Source organism: Litorilituus sediminis (assembly GCF_004295665.1).
In the GTDB taxonomy this organism is placed as follows: Bacteria; Pseudomonadota; Gammaproteobacteria; order Enterobacterales; family Alteromonadaceae; genus Colwellia; species Colwellia sediminis.
In genome coordinates this window covers 1,315,313-1,330,171 of sequence record NZ_CP034759.1, presented here as the reverse complement: position 1 = coordinate 1,330,171, position 14,859 = coordinate 1,315,313, and the positions used below count along the sequence as shown (strand labels likewise).

General features: G+C 36.6%; 11 protein-coding genes. 4 read left to right on the top strand and 7 right to left on the bottom strand.

Going from position 1 to position 14,859, the window contains the following annotated elements; all coding sequences use genetic code 11:
• Position 1: 1 nt before the first annotated feature.
• The 3 genes from EMK97_RS05970 to EMK97_RS05960 all read left to right on the top strand — a co-directional run bounded on the left by EMK97_RS05970 (position 2) and on the right by EMK97_RS05960 (position 4,724).
• On the top strand, positions 2-2,059 hold the full coding sequence (locus EMK97_RS05970; RefSeq protein ID WP_130600334.1) for a secretin N-terminal domain-containing protein: 2,058 nt from the start codon (positions 2-4) through the stop codon (positions 2,057-2,059).
• A 158-nt stretch (positions 2,060-2,217) separates the two neighbouring features.
• On the top strand, positions 2,218-3,519 hold the full coding sequence (locus tag EMK97_RS05965; RefSeq protein ID WP_130600332.1) for a lipopolysaccharide biosynthesis protein: 1,302 nt from the start codon (positions 2,218-2,220) through the stop codon (positions 3,517-3,519).
• A gap of 20 nt (positions 3,520-3,539) precedes the next feature.
• The gene (locus tag EMK97_RS05960; RefSeq protein WP_170176726.1) at positions 3,540-4,724 is read left to right on the top strand and encodes a polysaccharide pyruvyl transferase family protein; all 1,185 of its coding nucleotides are present in this window, start codon (positions 3,540-3,542) and stop codon (positions 4,722-4,724) included.
• Between the two features lie 364 nt (positions 4,725-5,088).
• On the opposite strand, the gene EMK97_RS05955 is transcribed toward EMK97_RS05960, so the two are convergent.
• Positions 5,089-7,215 (bottom strand): hypothetical protein, encoded by a 2,127-nt coding sequence (locus tag EMK97_RS05955; RefSeq protein WP_130600328.1) that lies wholly within the window; start codon positions 7,213-7,215, stop codon positions 5,089-5,091.
• Between the two features lie 324 nt (positions 7,216-7,539).
• Between EMK97_RS05955 and EMK97_RS05950 the strand changes: the two genes are divergently transcribed.
• Positions 7,540-9,033 carry a hypothetical protein gene (locus EMK97_RS05950; RefSeq protein WP_130600326.1) on the top strand — a complete coding sequence of 498 codons (1,494 nt, stop codon included), beginning with the start codon at positions 7,540-7,542 and terminating at the stop codon, positions 9,031-9,033.
• Between the two features lie 171 nt (positions 9,034-9,204).
• Here EMK97_RS05950 and rfbD read toward each other — a convergent pair whose 3' ends face one another.
• The 6 genes from rfbD to EMK97_RS05920 are packed head-to-tail and all read right to left on the bottom strand — an operon-like array spanning position 9,205 to position 14,832.
• Positions 9,205-10,062, bottom strand: coding sequence for a dTDP-4-dehydrorhamnose reductase (gene rfbD / locus EMK97_RS05945; protein WP_130600324.1), 858 nt, complete (start codon positions 10,060-10,062; stop codon positions 9,205-9,207).
• Between the two features lie 59 nt (positions 10,063-10,121).
• Positions 10,122-11,183 (bottom strand): dTDP-glucose 4,6-dehydratase, encoded by a 1,062-nt coding sequence (gene rfbB / locus EMK97_RS05940; RefSeq protein ID WP_130600322.1) that lies wholly within the window; start codon positions 11,181-11,183, stop codon positions 10,122-10,124.
• A gap of 33 nt (positions 11,184-11,216) precedes the next feature.
• Positions 11,217-11,765: a dTDP-4-dehydrorhamnose 3,5-epimerase gene (gene rfbC, locus EMK97_RS05935; RefSeq protein WP_130600320.1), complete on the bottom strand. Its 549-nt coding sequence runs from the start codon at positions 11,763-11,765 to the stop codon at positions 11,217-11,219.
• Positions 11,765-12,643, bottom strand: coding sequence for a glucose-1-phosphate thymidylyltransferase RfbA (rfbA, locus tag EMK97_RS05930; protein ID WP_130600318.1), 879 nt, complete (start codon positions 12,641-12,643; stop codon positions 11,765-11,767). Before rfbA ends, rfbC begins: the two co-directional genes overlap by 1 nt.
• A 24-nt stretch (positions 12,644-12,667) precedes the next feature.
• A complete protein-coding gene (locus EMK97_RS05925) occupies positions 12,668-13,711 on the bottom strand; it encodes a DUF1972 domain-containing protein (protein ID WP_130600316.1) in 1,044 nt (347 codons plus the stop codon).
• On the bottom strand, positions 13,711-14,832 hold the full coding sequence (locus EMK97_RS05920; protein ID WP_130600315.1) for a glycosyltransferase family protein: 1,122 nt from the start codon (positions 14,830-14,832) through the stop codon (positions 13,711-13,713). The genes EMK97_RS05925 and EMK97_RS05920 overlap by 1 nt, the downstream gene beginning before the upstream one ends.
• Positions 14,833-14,859: the final 27 nt, after the last annotated feature.

Below are 14,859 nucleotides of genomic sequence, written 5' to 3'. Positions count from 1 at the left end.
CATGAAATTCTGTTATAAAAATAAAATATTTATTGCTTTGTTTGCTGTTTCTCTTACCAGCTGCTCGTTAACTGAAAACGATACAGATAAACAGCATGCCAGTAAAGGATTGAGAAATACTCAAGTTGAGGTGAAGCCATCCATATTGCGTGATAACGTTAGTGTTGATGAGTCTAAAATGCAAGGCGATGAGGAAAGTGAGAAAGAAGTAGTTGGGGAGTATACTGTTTCAGAAATTCCTGATTTAGGTGGTATTAACAAGGTTTTGGATAAGGCAAAACAAGATTTAAATTTGGAAGGTGCGCCAATCACTTTTGTGGCTGATCAGCTCAGTATTCGTGAATTTTCACATAAGGTGTTTAATGAGCTTTTAAATATCAATTATGTATTAGCGCCTGAATTAGCCGCATCTAAAATTAAATTAACATTAAATATTGCAACACCAATAGAGAGAGTGGCGTTTTATACCTCAGTATTAGAGACATTAAATCAAAATAATGTATTGTCATACAGAAAAGGCAATATTTTATATCTAGCAAAATCTAGTAAAACGAACGAAAAGAATAATATTGCTATAGGTATTGGCAGAGAAGAAGCTGATGTGCCTGATATCTCAGGCGAAATCACTCATATAGTACCGTACACATATAGCGAAAGTCGTAATATTACCAGTATAATGAAGAAGTTATCTACGGCACAGGTAACTGTTAATTCTAACCAAAAAATTATTTTACTTGAAGGTGAACGAGACGAAATTTTACGGGCTTTGAAGATAATTCATATGCTAGATGTACCAAGAGCCTATGGTAGAAAAATACGCTTGTTTGAATTTGCTCATATAACCCCTGAAGAAGCGATTGAACAAATCACCGACTTGTTGGAGGAAGATGGATTTGAAGTCAGTAGCAATGGTGATATTTCATTTGTACCTATGCCTAGAATTAATTCTTTTGTAGCCTATTCTGCTAGTGAAGCCGTAGTTGAACGTATTAATTATTGGGCAAGAAAGCTAGATGTGCCTTTGGCGGGAGATCAAAACCAGTATTTTGTTTATAAGCCTAAATATGCTAAAGCGGAAGAGATGCAAAAGTCCTTGCGGGATTTATTGCGTGGGAATAGAGCTTCGTCAGCAAGCAAGTCTGAACAGAGTAATACCCCCGCAGATACACAGAATAGGCAATCTGCCTCTGGAATGCAGGGGCAAGTTCAATTTAGTTTAGATAAGCAACAAAATGCCTTAATTTTTAATACAACACCAATTGAGTATAAGAAAATCTTAACTTTGCTAGAAAAAATTGATGTATTACCTGGGCAAGTGATTTTAGACGTTACTATTTTAGAGGTCACGTTAAAAGATGATATGAAATCTGGTGTTGATTGGTTATATGATAACTCAAAGACTAAGCCAAATATCGCAAAAATTGATTTTTTAAGCTCTGGTTCTATCGGCGCCGTGTTTAGCTCAGGGGATTGGCAAGCTAATTTAAATTGGAGTGACGAGCAAGATGATGCTCGAGTGATATCGAGACCTTATTTGATTGTTCGAGACGGCGAGTCCGCATCAATTTCATCTGGTGATCAAATTCCTATTATTACTCAAGTTGTTGAAGACACAGGTAATACGGGTTCGGTATCAAACTCGGTACAATACAGGTCAACGGGTGTTAATGTTTCTTTAACTCCAACGATTAACTCAAATGGCGTAATCTCATTATCTGTATCTATGTCTGTCAGTAGTAGTAAGGCAAGTACAAATACTCAAGTTGAAACGCCTACTATTACTAATCGTTCGATTTCAACAGAGATTATTGCTAGAAATGGCCAAACAGTTGCGCTAGGTGGCTTAATTCAAGAGAATAAAAATGAAATTGAGAATGGTGTGCCTGTTTTAGGTACATTACCAATAGTTGGGAATTTATTTTCAAGTAAGACTGATACCTTTGCTCGAACAGAGCTGGTTATGTTAATCACGACTAAAATAGTGAGAGATTCTATACAAGTTGATGAATTTAGTGAAGCGATGGCTGAGCTATATAGTGCCCCAATCGTAATTAAATAATCCCAAGTTACTATTCGCTTATTAAAATAGGCGGGTACGAAAACTCTGTCTATAGATTACAAGGATGTATGCTATAGCAATAACAATATTGCAACCTTATATTGCTTGATATTTAGAAGCAAATTTACGGTGTTTAAACGACGAGAAAACAGACTGTTTTGCTTTTATCAATACACAAGCTCCTTAAAAATAAGCTCATTCAAAATATAATGATAGTCAGTGGCGGAACTGCGGGGGCGCAAATTTTGTCTTTGCTTGCGTCTCCTATTATTACAAGGTTATATACGCCTGAAGCTATTGGTATTCTGGGTAGTTTTTTAGCCATCCTTGCAATTTTACTTCCACTCGCTTCGCTGAGCTTTCCTATTGCAATTGTACTTCCTAAAAAAAATAGTAACGCCATAAAAGTGGCTAATAATTCTTTAAGAATAGCATTAATATTTGCGTTAATAGTCTTTGTAATTATTTTGCTTTTTCAAGAAAATGTTACTGGCTTGTTGGGGTTAGATGATATAGGTACAGGCTTTATTGCGCTAGCTTTACCTTTAGCAGTATTAGCAAGTACTTTGTTAGCTATTTGCACACAATGGGTTATCAGGCACAAGCTATTTAAAATAAATGCTAAGGCAATAGTGGCTCAATCACTGCTATTGAACCTGACTAAAATAGCTGTAGGGATGTTTGCTCCTTTTGGCAAGTCTTTAATTATTTTGACAATCTTTGCGACATTATTTCAGGGATTATTTTTACTGTTATCGGTGAACTTGAAAAAAGTTAAAAACCATTTTTTACCGTTAAATGCATCATTTGATATGCAGCAGGTTAGGAGGCACAAAGAGTTTCCTCTATTTAGAAGTCCACAGGGACTCCTTGTAAACTTAAATCAAAATATTCCGGTATTATTACTAGCAAGTTTATTCGGCGCTACTTCAGTAGGTTTTTATGCTTTGTGCAGAACAGTATTGCAATTACCTGTTACATTGATTGCTAAATCTGTGAATGATGTAATTTACCCTCAAGTAAATCAAGCATTTAATAATAGAAGGCCTATTAGTCCTTTAATTGTAAAAGGAACCATGTGGTTAGCGTTGATCGGCGTTATTCCTCTGCTGATTTTTATCTTGTTTGGCCCAGAGCTTTTTACTCTGGTGTTTGGTGATGGCTGGCGGTTAGCTGGTGCGTTATCACAATGGCTTAGTGTTTGGTTTTATTTTAATTTTATTAATCGTCCTTGTGTTGCAGCTATCCCAGTGTTAAGGCTAGAGAGATTTTTATTGCTTAATAGTCTATTGAATTTTGTTTTATCAAGTTTGGGGTTTTATATAGGTTACAGCCTATTTTCCGATGATGTTTACGCTGTTGCTATCTACAGTTTATTTGGCATAATCCCTCAACTCATTATCATCTCATTTGTTATCTATTCTGCTAAACAGCATGATAGGCAACTTGTAGATAATTAAAAGCGAAAATGGAGAGTACTTTGAAGAAGATTGTGCTATATGGCGCGTTTGATCGATACAATTATGGCGATAATATTATGCCTATTTTGTTTCAAATGTTTGTTGAGAAGTATGCTAAGCACATCTTGGAGGAGTTTGAGTTTGAGTTTGCCGCTATTAGTCAGTCAAATTTAAGTCATTATCTTTGTAAAGAAACAAAAAGTATAAATGAGCTAACTCAAAGCTTGCCTGCTAATTCAGTCATAGTTGTTGTTGGTGGAGAGGTTTTATGTACTAAGAATCAAACACTATATCTGCATATGCAAGGTAGTAGTTTGTATCACTTTGCTTTGAAAATTTTTAGAAAGGTTTTGCCGGCATTGTTCGCTAAATTTGCCGACACCCGATATTCTGCTCAGTGGGAATATCCATTTATTCCTCCGCAAAAAGCATTTTCTCAACCTGTTAATATAGTATTTAATACAGTGGGAGGTGATGTGCAGAGCTTAACTCAAACAGAGCTTGCAGATGTGTCTGCTCGATTTGCTAACGCTAGTTATTTCTCGGTAAGAGATGTAAGAACATACGAGGAAATAAGTCCTTTATATAAAGATACTGTATTAGCGCCAGATTCAGCTTATATAATGTCTGACCTGCTTGCTCAATCTGATCTTGAAGCAAAGATAGATGATACGTTTGTTGAAGAGCTACCAGTACAGTATGTAGTTTTTCAAGCTGCTCCTGGGAAAGTTGGTTGTTCTGCAAATAAATTAACGTTATTAATTGATGATCTAGCAAGCAGGCTGAATAAGAAGGTAGTACTATTGCCTATAGGTTATGCTTCTGGGCATGATGATCATCAACTTTTAAATAAAGTACACCGAGCATTGCCTAAGCAAACTGTACTATTACATGATTTGAATATTTGGCAGATTATGTATGTAATTAAAAATGCTGAGCTTTTTTTTGGAACTAGTTTACATGGAGTGATTACAGCCATGTCCTATAGCGTACCACATTATGGTATAAACCCTCTGGTACAAAAGCTAGATGCCTTTCTTCAAGAGTGGAGTGTTGCTCCATTTAATCAGTGTTATGATATAACTGAGTTGCCTAACTTGCCTTCACTTGTTACTAAAGAAAGCTCGGAAAATCTTAAGACGAAATCAAATCAAAATATAGCCTTAGTCAAGGCCAATTATCATGCCTTATTAGCGTCACTCTAAGAGCATGGTGTCAATTAAAATAGAAAACCGGCATTCATACGTTTGAACCTTCAGCAACCTCGGTTAGTTAAAAAGTAGCTTTAACTAACCGAGGTAGATTATTAATTATTGATAGTAAGCGTGGAGAGAGTGTTACCTTCTATGAGGTACCAAGTATTATTTTTATAAACTGCTTTTCCTAAAAGAATCCCAAAGTGATTAGCTCGCCATCAGGCTTGCTCAAGTACCTTAAGTATTGCTTGAACGCTAGTAAATGTATAAGCCCATAGGCAAAATAGCAGTTTAAAGGTTTTGAAATATATACTAAATAACCATAGTTAAGGGACCACAAAAAGTATAAATTCTATTTGGTTTTTACATTTACTTAATCAAGATTTATCTGAAATAGTGTTCGGCCAATGGCTATATACCACTTACCATTAATATACTTACTTTTTCCTAGACTAGAGCCGATTAATATCAATTCTTCATTAGGCTTACTCAAGTAGCGTTTGTTGTCGTGAATTAACATCAACTCGCCATTGTCTGCCAGGGTGTCGATTAAGCTATCTGAACTAAAGAAAGTTCTTTGTGCTAAGGTGCCCTGAGTATCTCGTGTCCAAACATGAGTTTGTTCTGTACTGCCTAAGTTGGTATAGGCAACCCAGCCGTTATTTACCGCATAATAAGTATGTGGCTCGGGATCAAAGCTATCGTAATCGTAACTGTCAGTGAGCATTACTTCATTGTTGCCATCATGCATGGCAATGGCTAGTGTAGTATTCGTAACTCTATTAACCTTTAGGTATACGCTTATTGTACCGTCGGTTAACGGATCTCTTCCAAACGAGAACGTTGTAACGCTATTATTGTCGTTCTTTTTGATATCGCTTACATACCCTTGCGCACTAATGTTATATACAACTGTGCCATTACCACTAATATCATGCAGAGAGTAATCATTTTCATTTTCATATCTGTGAGTAGAAATACTACTCATCCATGTATTAGCCTTAGTTAACAAATTTCTTTGCCATAAAGAGTCGTTTTGAATATAAGATAAGTAGTTTCCTGCTGCACTTACTGACCCTGTCCAGCCAAGATTTAATAGCTCACCATTATTCCAATCATATGTAACTGCTAGCGAATGCCTAGGTTCATAATTCCAGTCACTATTGACTGCTTGATATACTGCGCCGGTTGGCGTTAGCATACTGTCTACAATAATAACGTTAGAAGGGACGTCTACTGTTTCATCGTTATTAGAATTTATATTGGTGATTGCTAAGCTAGCATTGTTATTATTGGTTTTATGAACTAAAGCTCTTGAATTATCGTAATCTGTTATTGCTGTTGAGAAGTCTTTAATGGTTCTCAGTATGTTTGAGGACTCAACAAATATCGATGTGCTAGTTGATGTTAGCTGATTTGAGCTATCTTTGCATTCAGTATTAAGGGTTACAGCTTGGCCTTCATAGGCACTTAAATCAAAAGTACCTTGAATTTGATTCACTCCAGTGGTTAATATGTTACCGTCTTGCCAATTTGTAGTCGCTCGAACTGTAATTTCGGTATCAGATACATTGTCATCACAACTAAGATTGATTGATAATTCAGGGGTTGCCACTGTGCCTTCTAACGGTGTTGTTAAGGTGATTGATGGTGGGTTATCCATTATTATAGTTTTAGTTGCCGTATTGCTACCAGCAAATATATCTGTTGCGGTAACCGTTAATGTATATTCTCCATCTGGTTTACCTGTTAAATAGATAGTGCTGCCATAATAGCCGCCGTTACCTGTAGGTACAAACTCAAGTTGAGTTGTTAACTCTTCAATTGACGCTGTTATTTCGTTGATTTCAAAGGTAGATTCAATTGTAACACCAACAGGGACACTAGTATCGGTGATTGTATTAGGAACAAAAATGTTTACGAGCAATGGCACTACTTCAACCGTAATAGTTTGTGTTGTGGATACCCCATAGTCATTTGTTACAGTTAATGTGTAAATAGTGGTGGTTTCTGGGAATATCGTTTTTTCTATGCCTGAAGTGATCTCACCTACATTGTTATCAATAGATGCTGTGCCATGAGAAAAGTCAGCGATAATCTTTACTTTATCGCCTGCTAAAATCTCACTTGCAGAGACAGAAAAACTGATGATTTCGGGAAGTATTATTTCAATAGCTACTTGCGCGGTAACAGTAACACCTGCTGAATTGGTAACAGTAAGCATATAAGTTGTGTTGTTTTCAGGAATTATGCTTACTGGCGTATTCGAACTAATAGTACCCACACCGTTATCAATGCTGGCTGTGCCATTGGAAAAATCAGCGAATAGCTCGATAGTTTCGCCAGCCATAATAGTAGTTTTACTGGCGGTAAAGCTGCTAATTATTGGGGCTGGTTCGGGCGTAGGTTGGTTATTATCTGCGTCACTACCTCCACCACAGGCAGTCAGCAGCGTTATGAAGATAAAATAGAGAAAAATGTGCTTAGTCATAGCTATCATTTACTGTCCTTGTATGTGTTTGACTTCATATTATTACATTTAGCAAGCCCATAAAAGTGGCTGTTACAAAGCTATCAAAAAATTAAATTGATTGTTTGCCTAAAACATCAGAACTAGCTAATTATTATTCTAGATCAAGTGCTTGCATTTCTTGCAAGGTGCATAGCAGAATATTGATGTTTTCTATTTTTGGAGGAAACCTTTGTTACTAGGCGAAGTATAAAAGGCTTAGAATTAATAGTGCTCAATAACGCTTAACTAAATGACTTCATATTGTTTTGAGAAGAGGTTATGATCCAGCTTCCCTTTTGATGGTTTTAAATTATGGATTTATTCAAGAATCAATTTTTCTTATCTGCAGAGCAGCCTTCTGGTGTAATTCCCGACTTCCTGAATACTCGGTTTCACAAATTTAATATTTATCATCATTTAAGTTGTGAAATTACTTATACATCTCAAATGAAGCACGATGTTTTACTTATTGGATTTATTATTGATCCAAATAGTTTGCATTCTAATAATCAAGATGTAATCACTAAAATAGCATTGAAATATAGCGATAAAGAAGAGTTTTATGATTATCTCGATAGCCTTTCTGGTCGGTTTGTTTTAGCAATAAAAGATGTGGATGGTTATGTATTTATTGGTGATGCATGCTGTTTGAAGCGATTTTTTTATACGACTAGTATAGATGAGTTCTGTGCAGGAAGTTCAGTTTCAATACTTAATCATATGGGGGTTATCGAGAGTGGGGAAAAAGAGTTGGGTATTTATGACAACTCAAAATATGTTAAAGATAATATAGAGCATTTTATGCCGAGTGGGTTATCAACAAGAAATTCAGTACGTAGTTTGATACCTAATCATATGTTAAAGACTGAGCTCCTAGCTCAAGAGCGCTTTTGGCCTCGTAAGCCGTTAAAATCGAGGGGTGATTATCATTTATCTAAAGCAATATGTACGAGAAAAATTAAAGAGTCAATTCAGATAGCAAATAATAGATATGATTTGTCTTTTCCTGTTACAGCTGGTTGGGATGCGCGACTTCTTTTATCGCTAGCGAAAGACTACCTGAACGATATGTACATATATACTCTGAAATATAGAGATCTAAATGAAGAGTCAACTGATATATCTATTCCTCGGAAGCTGTTGCAAGATAATAATTTTACCCACAATATTATAGATTGTACTCAAAACCCATCGAACGAATTTAGACAAATCTACGAAACGAATACTGAACCCAATCATTTTAATGATTGGGGCATAATTGCCAATGGTCTTTTCCATTCTGAAATAAAAGATAAAATGTGTCTAAAGGGCAATTGCTCAGAAATAGCGAGGTGTTACTATTTCCCTTCTGGTAAAAAAGTTAAGGTAAGTGATTATTGGGAACTAATATCATTAACTGAGCCAGGATGGAAGGAGCTAGATTTTATAGTTGAAGAAGTTGAGCGCTGGTTTAGTGAGGCTAACCCATTATGCGAAAAACTAGGTTATGACATATTAGACCTTTTTTATTGGGAGCATAGAATGGGCTCTTGGCAAGCTCAAAGTCAATTAGAGTGGGATATATCGCAAGAGGTATTTACACCATATAATAACCGTGAGTTATTAGAAGAAATGTTAGGGCTTGATACAAAATATCGTTCAGAGCCGTCATATAAACTCTATAAAGATATTATAAGTGAAAACTGGAAAGAGTCTTTAAATTATAAAATCAACCCCAAGACAAATATTCAGATAATAAAATCTATGTTGAAAAAAGCGCTTGATAAAGTAGGTCTGCTAATCGTAATAAAAAGACTTATTAGGTGAAAATACATTTCTTAATGTTGAATGAATGGTGTACATCTTTTTTTGCTATAGCGTAGATGTTATGAATTTGTTCAACAAGCTTACTTGGTAAATTTTAGTTAGCTATTTAAGTTTGTAAAAAGGTAAAAGTCTAATCTTTTACCTTTTGAGCGTTTTTATATTAATGCAAAATTAGCTCAGTTTGCTGATACATTGTTTTAATTGCACAGTCCAATGAGCTGAAGACTCAATGAAATAAGATTCACTCGCATTGAGTAAGCTAAAGTTTGGCCTTTTGGCAGGAGTAGGGTAGCTAGTTGCAGGAATAGGTTTTACTGGTATTTTCTCTTTTAGTAAACCTTCATCAAAAGCAATATTTTGAATCGCTACAGCAAAATCATACCAAGACGCGACACCGTAATCGCTCCAGTGGTATATTGGCACAATGCTTTGCTGCTCAGTTAATTTCCATAAAAATTTAGCTAAGCTGTTAGCTGAGGTAGGGCAGCCAATTTGATCACAAACCACACCTAGCTCTGGCTTTTCTTGCATTAGCTTAAGCATGGTTTTGACAAAGTTATTACCATAAGATGAGTACAACCAAGATGTTCTGACAATGGCACTGTTTTCAGGGCAGTGTTCTTGAATCTCTTGCTCGCCAGCAAGTTTAGAAGCGCCATATACCCCACAAGGATTAGTATTATCATCAACAAGGTAAGCTTTGCTTTGTTGGCCGTCAAAGACAAAGTCTGTGGAAACATGAAGTAGGCGTATACTGTACTTATTTGCCAATTTAGCAATGTTTTCAACGGCATGTTGGTTTATTGCATAAGCAGCGTCCTCATCTGATTCGGCTTTATCCACGGCAGTATAGGCCGAAGCATTAATGATAACGCTAGGAGAGAGTCTAGTTATGGCATTGTCTAGTGATTCCACAGAGCAAATATCTACATCGTCTCTACCTAAACATAACACTTCAGCGTTATTTGGTTGTTCATCCCTTAATTCGTGCGCCAATTGGCCACTTTTACCTATTATTAATGCTTTCATTTAGTATTATCCTAAAAAAGGCAGCGATAAAGCTGCCTTTGTTATTACGGAGATTGGTTTTAATTACCTAGGCGTTCTCTTTGGTAGCTGCCATCTTGAACGTGTTGACACCATTCTAGGTTAGCTAAATACCACTCTACGGTTTTCTTAATGCCTGTAGAGAATGTCTCCTCTGGTTTCCAGCCCAACTCTGAGCTAATTTTATTAGCATCTATAGCATAGCGAACATCGTGGCCTGGTCTATCGGCAACATAAGTGATTAACTGATTAAAATCAGTAATACCTTCTGGTTTATCTTGCACTAACTCATTAAGATGATTACAGATAGTATTAACAACCTCAATGTTTTGTTTTTCATTGAAACCACCAATATTATAGGTTTCACCAACCTTTCCAGTTTCAACAACACAGAATAAAGCTTTTGCATGATCTTCAACAAATAACCAGTCGCGAACTTGCTTACCATCACCGTAAATTGGTAACTGCTTGCCTTCTAGAGCGTTAAGAATAATTAATGGAATTAATTTTTCAGGAAAGTGATAAGGGCCATAATTATTTGAACAGTTGGTTACCACTACTGGCAAGTTAAAGGTGCGGCACCAAGCTCGAACTAGGTGATCTGAAGCCGCTTTTGATGCCGAATAAGGAGAGCTAGGGTCATAAGGTGTTTCTTCTGTGAATAAGCCTGTCTCGCCCAAGTCGCCATATACTTCATCGGTAGATATATGGTGAAATCTAAACGCTTGCTTCGCTTGTTCATCAAGCGTGACAAAGTAGCTACGTGCTGCTTCTAAAAGTGCGTAGGTGCCAACAACATTGGTTTGAATAAAATCACCTGGTCCATCGATAGAGCGATCAACATGACTTTCAGCTGCTAGGTGCATAATATAGTCAGGCTTAAATGATTTGATTGTTTCGCTCGCGAAGGCTTGGTCGCAAATGTCACCTTGAACAAAGTGGTAGCGGTCATCATTTTCAATTGACTTTAATGACTCTAAGTTACCTGCATAAGTTAACTTGTCAAAATTCATGACGATACTGTCAGTTTCGTTTATTAAGTAACGAACAAGCGCTGAACCTATAAAGCCAGCCCCACCTGTGATAAAAATTCTTTTACTCATAATTTGTGTCTACTTATAGTCACTTTGCCAATACTAACGATAGTATTGAGCATCTTTAAATAATTTACCCGCTTTGTCTTTTTCTGACAGTAGCGGCTGTTCATTCGTTTTAATTGGCCAGCTAATTTTTAGTGCTGGATCATTCCATAATACACTTTGCTCAAATTCAGGAGCGTAGTAATCTGTGCACTTATAGACAAATTCAGCTGATGGTGATGTGACATAAAAACCGTGAGCAAAGCCCGCAGGAACCCACATCATACGCTTGTTTTCACTTGATAGTAATGTTCCGAAAGACTGACCAAAGCTTGGGCTATTTTCACGCATATCAATAGCAACATCATATACTTCGCCAGAAATGACTCTAACGAGTTTTCCTTGTGCTTGTTTCAGCTGATAATGCATACCGCGCAAGATGCCGTGAGATGATTTGCTATGGTTATCTTGTACAAAAGTTACATTAGCGACATTTTCTTTAAACCAGTCATCGCGAAAAGTTTCTAAAAAGAAGCCGCGTTCATCGCCAAATATTCTTGGCTCTAGTATTTTTACATCAGGAATGCTGGTATCGATAATTTCCATTAAAATACTCGCTCATCAAGCAATTTTAATAGGTACTCGCCATAGCCACTTTTACGTAGTGGTTCAGCAATCTCTCTTAATTTCTGTTCAGAAATCCAGCCATTTCGGTAGGCTATTTCTTCAGGGCAATTTACCTTAAGGCCTTGGCGCTTTTCAACCGTTGCAATAAATTGCGCCGCTGCTAATAAATCATCGTGGGTACCTGTATCTAGCCAAGCAGTACCACGCCCCATAATTTCCACTTGCAATTCACCGGCTTGCAAGTATTGGTCAATGACTTCTGTTATCTCAAGCTCTCCGCGGGCAGATGGTTTTACATTCTTAGCAAATTCAACTACGCGGGAGTCAAAAAAGTAAAGGCCAGGGACAGCATAATTAGATTTAGGCTCAACAGGCTTTTCTTCAATAGAAATGGCAGTGCCTTTCTCGTCAAATTCAACAACACCGTAAGCTCTTGGGTTGGCGACATGATAACCAAATACCGTACCACCTGTTTCTTGAGCACAAGCATTTTTTAGTGATTTAGTAAGATCATGTCCGTAGAACATATTATCACCTAAAACTAAAGCAGCTGAGCTTCCGGCTAAGAATTCTTCGGCGATAATAAATGCTTGAGCAAGACCGTCTGGACTTGGTTGCACAGCATAAGATAAATTCACGCCAAATGCATCGCCATTACCTAAAAGGTTTTCATAGCGGTGGATCTCTTCTGGTGTTGAGATAATTAAAATCTCTTGAATGCCCGCCTGCATTAAGGTTGCAAGCGGGTAATAAACCATTGGCTTGTCATAAACAGGCATTAGCTGTTTACTAACAACTTTGGTTAAAGGGTACAGGCGTGTACCACTACCGCCTGCTAATATAATTCCTTTGCGCATAGGTGATTACCTTATAAGTGTCATTTAATTCAATAGGTTGAAGTACTGTTGCTTTACTATTTTCCATGTATATCTGCGCTGTGCAATCTCAAGCATATTGTTACCATTATCAATTTCCGCTTCTTGGTTGATATTAGTAACTAATTCTTCAATATTGGAAAAGTAATGCGCAGACTCTTCTGTGCTAGCCCGATTGTAGTTACAGTCAAAGGCTAAAATTGTTTTATTAAAGTGCATCATTTCAACAAGCGATGGGTTTGTGCCACCAGCTGAATGGCCATGTACGTAAAAAGAGCACTTTTGTCTGAGCTCGAAAAGTGAGTCGAGATCGTAAACTGGCGCTATTATATCGATATTTTCATAACTTTGGTATTTAGCTTTCATTCTTTGGCCAAAGTCACTGTTGTCCCAGTTACCAATAAATTTTAATTTTTTATTCGTTCGGCTAAATGCTTCTAAAATTAACTCGACATTATTTTCTGGCTCGATTCTGCATAACGCCAAAGCATAGTTATCGTCTGATAAATTGAGGGATGAATTAACGGCATGATCGCCACCGTAGGCAATAACTTCTGACTTAACGTCATATTCTTGAGTCACGTAATCTGCAATTGCTTGATTGTCTGCAATAATTGTGTCTGAGTATTTTACTGCAAGCTTTTCTGAGAATTTTAAGAATTTCTGAATCAATGGGTGCCATTTATCTCTTTTCCACTCTAGACCGTCAATGTTAGTAACTATTTTTGCCTTTGAAAATAGCTTAATAAAAGGTAAGCAAATGGCGCCAGATACACCGAGTAATAAAATATTATTAGTCTTTTTTATTGCTGCATGGCACAGAGACCAAATATCGTAAGGGATACTTTGCCCACCATTTGCGTGCAATGGGATATAATGTAAATTGGCATTTTTATATTTTACAGGTTTGTCTTGGTAGCTTTTTGAAGAGCAATAAACGGTAATCTCTTGTGAGCTGTCTTTTTCATCTAATAAGTTTTCTACTAAGGTTTCAAACCCACCATAACAAGCAGGTACACCAACCGTGCCTATAATCGCAACTGTATTCATTATTTAGGCCTGTTTATTTCCGATAAGGTACTGATAATATTCTTTAAACTAAAGTCTAGTTTCCATTCTTCTTTAATGGCTTGAGAAATACTTTCACTGCCCGAGATTTTGAGCATATCTGAAATATCCGCTAAAAGATCAACACTATCGTTATAGTTTCGGATAAAGCGAGTATCAGTGATTTCATAGTCTATAGAGGTTAAGCATGGAATGTTATATTTCATATATTCATAGAGTTTTAACGGTGAGCCATCGTGGCTTTTCTCTGCCAGATAAGGTAATAGGCCAACCTTAAATTGCTGGCAAATGTTTGGGACTTCACTATATGAAAACTTACCAAAGGTTGTCACATTAGAGAGTGATGAAAGAGTTTCGCCAACTTTTTTATCCATGACTTGACCGTAAATAGCTACACTATGATCTTTAGCAATTTTCTTAACAAACTCTATATCAAACTTATCTGTAATGAAGCCTATAAAGCCAAAATCATATTGCTTTGTTGCGCTATTTTCTTTTGTTGGTAGTTCACTCGCTTCAAATACTTTATTTGAAACCACTGTAGTATTATGAGCTCTATAAGGGCCATTACTCTCTAAACATACGGGGGACACCGAACTAACCAAGTCACTATGTTGTGCAACAAAACGGTACTTTTGTTTAACAAGTGCTTTTTCATTTTTGCTAAAGCGATTGTGCTTAGTAAAATTATCTATAAAGTCATACCAATAATGCCAGCCTTGCAATTTAGTAGGATTAAATTCACCTATAGGTAGAAAGTCTAGAAAGACATTTATACAGTCTTCTACTTTTGTTTCATCTAGGTGCTTTTCTATAACTTTATGGTAAACATCGTTAGCCCAGCTTCGTCCTTTAATTGCGCCAAAGATATCTTTAGACGTTGAGTCAAAGGTCGCTACCTTAGTCATCTTTATTTTTTTGCTTGTTGGCTTTTTGAGTAGTAAGCGCTCGAGCACTGATACAGGCCTATTAATAACCGTTATTGAATGTACTTCATTAATCCTGCTAAGTGTTTCTATAAATTGTAAATCACGTACTGCTGAACCATAATCATGGTGAAAATATGCGTCGCGATAAGGGGTGATAAGTAGATTAATTTTCATTAAATTTTACTTTAGTTTAGTACCAAT

Excerpts from the sequence above, each read along its gene's own strand:
- EMK97_RS05970 (WP_130600334.1), top strand. The coding sequence starts at position 2 with ATGAAATTCTGTTATAAAAATAAAATATTTATTGCTTTGTTTGCTGTT.
- EMK97_RS05950 (WP_130600326.1), top strand. The coding sequence starts at position 7,540 with ATGGATTTATTCAAGAATCAATTTTTCTTATCTGCAGAGCAGCCTTCT.
- rfbB (WP_130600322.1), bottom strand. The coding sequence starts at position 11,183 with ATGAGTAAAAGAATTTTTATCACAGGTGGGGCTGGCTTTATAGGTTCA.
- rfbA (WP_130600318.1), bottom strand. The coding sequence starts at position 12,643 with ATGCGCAAAGGAATTATATTAGCAGGCGGTAGTGGTACACGCCTGTAC.
- EMK97_RS05955 (WP_130600328.1), bottom strand. The coding sequence starts at position 7,215 with ATGATAGCTATGACTAAGCACATTTTTCTCTATTTTATCTTCATAACG.
- EMK97_RS05920 (WP_130600315.1), bottom strand. The coding sequence starts at position 14,832 with ATGAAAATTAATCTACTTATCACCCCTTATCGCGACGCATATTTTCAC.
- EMK97_RS05925 (WP_130600316.1), bottom strand. The coding sequence starts at position 13,711 with ATGAATACAGTTGCGATTATAGGCACGGTTGGTGTACCTGCTTGTTAT.
- rfbC (WP_130600320.1), bottom strand. The coding sequence starts at position 11,765 with ATGGAAATTATCGATACCAGCATTCCTGATGTAAAAATACTAGAGCCA.
- rfbD (WP_130600324.1), bottom strand. The coding sequence starts at position 10,062 with ATGAAAGCATTAATAATAGGTAAAAGTGGCCAATTGGCGCACGAATTA.